The sequence below is a fragment of the Methylorubrum podarium genome, from assembly GCF_022179745.1.
Lineage (GTDB): Bacteria > Pseudomonadota > Alphaproteobacteria > Rhizobiales > Beijerinckiaceae > Methylobacterium > Methylobacterium podarium.
Map to the genome: position 1 here is coordinate 1 of NZ_BPRD01000491.1, position 1,382 is coordinate 1,382.

At 66.0% G+C, this 1,382-nt stretch carries 3 protein-coding genes and 1 tRNA gene; 3 read left to right on the top strand and 1 reads right to left on the bottom strand.

Features of this window, described 5'->3' with window-relative positions; all coding sequences use genetic code 11:
* The 3 genes from MFF42_RS21665 to MFF42_RS21675 form a co-directional block, all read left to right on the top strand.
* Positions 1 to 406 (top strand): Maf family protein (locus MFF42_RS21665; protein ID WP_238257657.1); only part of this gene is annotated, 406 nt, incomplete at its 5' end.
* An 8-nt stretch (positions 407 to 414) separates the two neighbouring features.
* A complete protein-coding gene (locus tag MFF42_RS21670; protein WP_238257661.1) occupies positions 415 to 606 on the top strand; it encodes a DNA gyrase inhibitor YacG in 192 nt (63 codons plus the stop codon).
* A 115-nt stretch (positions 607 to 721) separates the two neighbouring features.
* Positions 722 to 797: transfer RNA gene (locus MFF42_RS21675), tRNA-Phe, on the top strand.
* A 143-nt stretch (positions 798 to 940) separates the two neighbouring features.
* Here the strand turns inward: MFF42_RS21675 and MFF42_RS21680 are convergent.
* Complete coding sequence (locus tag MFF42_RS21680) at positions 941 to 1,117, bottom strand: hypothetical protein (protein WP_238257659.1); 177 nt, start codon at positions 1,115 to 1,117, stop codon at positions 941 to 943.
* Positions 1,118 to 1,382: the final 265 nt, after the last annotated feature.

The window sequence follows — 1,382 nt, forward strand, 5'->3', positions numbered from 1 at the left end:
CTATCTCGTCTCCGCCGATACCGTGGTGGCCGTCGGACGCCGCGTGCTGCCCAAGGCCGAGCTGCTCGACGAGGCGGCCGACTGCCTGCGGCTGCTCTCGGGGCGGACGCACCGCGTCTACACCGCCGTCTGCATCCTCTCCGCCAAGGACCGCCGCCGCGAGCGCATGGTCGAGACCCGGGTGCGCTTCAAGCGTCTGTCGAATCGCGAGATCGAGGGCTATCTCGCCTCCGGCGAGTGGCGCGGGAAGGCCGGCGGCTACGCGATCCAGGGTTTGGCCGCAGCCTTCGTCGTGAAGCTCGTCGGCTCGCACAGCGCGGTGGTCGGACTGCCGCTCTACGAGACGATGAGCCTGCTGGAGGGCGAGGGCTTTCCCGTGCGCGGCGCCTGGGGGGCCGCGTCGTGACGAACGCGATGCACAAGGGCGTCGCGCCCTGCCCGATCTGCGGCAAGCCGGCCCAGCCCGAGACCAAACCGTTCTGCTCGCCGCGCTGCGCCGATATCGATCTCGGTCGCTGGCTCGGGGAGCGCTACGTCATCCCCGGTCCGGAGGACGACGAGATGCCCCGTCCGCCCCGATCGGACGACGGGGACGATTCCCGCTGACGCGCAGGCCGGTGTCCGGCAAAAAAGCTTCGCCTCTGGCCGCAGGGAGGCTGGACAGGCCCGAAACCCTTCACTATACCCCCGCCAGCCGACGACGCAGCGCGTCACGGCGGTTGCCCAGGTAGCTCAGTTGGTAGAGCATGCGACTGAAAATCGCAGTGTCGGTGGTTCGATTCCGCCCCTGGGCACCATCTTTCTGAAGAGCGTCTGCGCCTCAGAACTATTCAGTCACATACGTCTTGTGATCGAGCGGCTGATTGGCAGGCTTTTGCTTGTCATCTTCCTGCAGACGCACTGAAAGCTCGGTCCGACGGCCCAAGCGTTGTCGCGCGTTTTAGGCCGTCCTGCGCTTCGCCGTGATGCGCTTTCGCCTCGGCTTGCGCGTGCCGCTCGCTGCCGGCTTCAGCATCTCTTTCAGGGTCGCACGCTGCTGCAGACGGACGGCATTCGTCGCATGGCTCATCCACCAGTTGACAGATGAGAGCCAGAGGCTGAGGGCTGGGTTTTTCATGGCGTGATGTCCGGGCCTTCTGGGATCGGCGGGATCCGATTCTCGCTGCGTTCCCAGTTCACGCCGAATAGCGGCCCTTACGGAACACGGCACCTGTCCGTCCCGAACTCGGCAATTGCCGCAGCATTCTCAACGGGGCGTGATGCTTGCCCCCGGAAAACGGCAATCAAACCTCTCAACCCTCCGAGGGCGTCACCATTCGAAGAACGAGTCGAGGCGGGGCATCAGGCAGATGAGCGTTCCCGCGGCGCCGACCACACCCGCC